The organism is Romboutsia sp., from assembly GCF_056995035.1.
Genome location: NZ_JBXKIW010000035.1, coordinates 1 through 2,675, shown reverse-complemented (window position 1 = coordinate 2,675; position 2,675 = coordinate 1). Strand labels below are relative to the sequence as shown.

At 29.2% G+C, this 2,675-nt stretch carries 2 protein-coding genes; both read left to right on the top strand.

Annotation, left to right across the window (positions count from 1 at the left end):
* The coding region (gene glgP, locus AC11VW_RS04015) for a glycogen/starch/alpha-glucan family phosphorylase (RefSeq protein WP_484300105.1) at window positions 1-1,197 on the top strand (1,197 nt) is incomplete at its 5' end.
* Between the two features lie 12 nt (window positions 1,198-1,209).
* Window positions 1,210-2,675, top strand: a 1,466-nt coding sequence (locus AC11VW_RS04010) for a glycoside hydrolase family 13 protein (protein ID WP_484300104.1), incomplete at its 3' end; no start/stop codon positions are given.

Here is a 2,675-nt window from a genome sequence, read left to right as displayed (position 1 = left end):
AAAGTAAAAATGGCGCATCTAGCAATTGTAGGTAGTCACAGTGTAAATGGAGTAGCTAAACTTCATACTGAAATATTAAAGAAGAAGGAAATGACGGATTTTTATTACCTATATCCAAATAAATTTAACAATAAAACAAATGGAATTACTCATAGAAGATGGCTTTTAAAGAGTAATCCTGAACTTACAAAACTAATAAAAGATACAATTGGAGATAGTTTCATAAGACATCCAATCGATTTGAAAAATTTTGAAAGGCATTTATACGATGAAGTTGTTTTGAAACAATTGGGGAAAATAAAAAACTTTAACAAAGAAAAGCTGGCAAAAATAATATTAAACAACGATAATATAAGTATAGACACGAATTCTATATTTGATGTTCAAGTTAAAAGAATCCATGCGTACAAGAGGCAAATACTTAACTGTCTAAGAATAATGGATTTATATAATAAATTGATTGATAATCCTAATTGTGATATTGTACCAAGAACATTCATATTTGGAGGGAAAGCTGCACCAGGATATTATTTAGCAAAAAATACTATCGAATTAATAAATAGTATTGCTAACAAAATAAATAATGATCCTAGAGTAAATGAAAAGATAAAAGTAGTTTTTATTCAAAACTACAGAGTTTCGCTAGCAGAACAGATTATTCCAGGTACAGATGTTAGCGAGCAAATTTCTACAACAACAAAGGAAGCATCAGGAACATCAAATATGAAATTCATGATGAATGGAGCTATTACAGTAGCTACATTAGATGGAGCTAATATTGAAATAAGAGATGAAGTTACAGATGACAATATAGTAATTTTCGGATTAAATGCAGATGAAGTGCTCAACTATTATCAGAATGGAGGATATAAATCCATAGATATATATAATAGTGATGTAAGAGTAAAAAGAGTAATTGATGATCTAGTAAATGGGAAATATAATAATGATAAAGAGAAATTTAGAAGCATTTATGAAAATTTAATAACTTATAATGATGAATTTTTTGTTTTGCAAGATTTTGATTCATATTTAAAAGCTCAAGATAAGATTGATACTCTTTATAGGGATACTGATAAATGGCAAAGAATGTGTGGTGTTAATATTGCACATTCAGGAATATTCTCATCTGACAGAACAATTGAAGAATATGCAACGGGGATTTGGGGGTCAGAAGTAATTTATAAGAATCTATAGGAGGTTAATTTAATGGACGGTATACAGGTAGTACATGATTCGCAAAGCATAAAGTTTAGGAGACCTTTCGGAGCTGTAGAAGTTGGTCAAAAGGTTAAACTGTCAATTAATGTTGATAGAGAAATAATAGTGGCAGTAGAATTGATACAGTTTGATGGTACTAGACTAAATATGGGGATGCAAAAGGAGTATTTAAACAATGGTGAATTTAGATATTCTGTAGAAGTTGATACATCTGATGCTTTGGGGATATTAGAATATTACTTTATTCTAATAGATGGATATGATAGGTTATATTATGGAAATAATGATGAACATTTAGGCGGTATTGGTCAAATATATACTTATAATCCTGCACCGTATCAAGTGACTGTATATGAAAAATCTTATATACCTAATTGGTATAAAGAAGGAGTAGTATATCAGATTCTTATAGATAGATTCTATAATGGAAATGAAGATAACTCTATAAATTCTCCAAAGGAAAACTCATTTATATATGGGAGATGGGACGATAGTCCCATGTATATTAAAGATAGTTTTGGAAGGATTATTAGATGGGACTTTTATGGTGGAAATATAAAAGGTATAGTAAAGAAATTAGATTATATAAAGTCATTAGGAGCTAGCATAATACAGTTAAGTCCTATATTTAAGTCTTCTAGCTGTCATAAATATGATACAGCGGATTATGAATTTATAGATGAAATGATTGGTACAAATGATGAGTTTAGAGAATTATGCCAAGTAGCAGAAAGTAAAGGAATTAAGATTATTCTAGATGTGGTATTAAGTTATACTAGTTCTGATAGTAAGTATTTCAATAAGTTGGGTAGTTATGATAATATCGGAGCATATCAATCTCCTAATTCTAAGTATCATGACTGGTATAAATTTAATATATATCCATATCAGTATGAATCATGGTGGGGAATTAATGAAAGACCAAATGTTAATTCAATGGAAAACGGATATATTGACTATATTATAAAAAATGATAATTCCATCATAAAAAAATGGATAGATTTGGGTTGTAGTGGATGGCGATTAAATGTAATAGATGAGCTTCCAGATGACTTTATAGAATTAATTAGAACAAGAATGCAAGAAATAAATAAAGATACTGTACTCCTGGGAGACATTTGGGATGATGCATCTAATAAGATTAGTTATTCAAAAAGGCGAAAGTACTTGCAAGGTAAAGAGGTTCAAGCTGTTACAAATTATCCTTTAAGAGAATGTTTAATTAACTTTACAAAAGGATATATATCATCCTATAGATTTAAACAAAAAATTATGTCCTTATATGAAAATTACCCTAGAGAAAGCTTTTATGGGAACATAAATGTTGTAGGTACAAATGATACCGAAAGAATATTAACTGTTTTAGATGGAAATATAGAATTATTGAGATTGCTTGTAGTAATTCAATTTACATTACCAGGGGTACCACTCATATATTATGGGGATGAAACAGG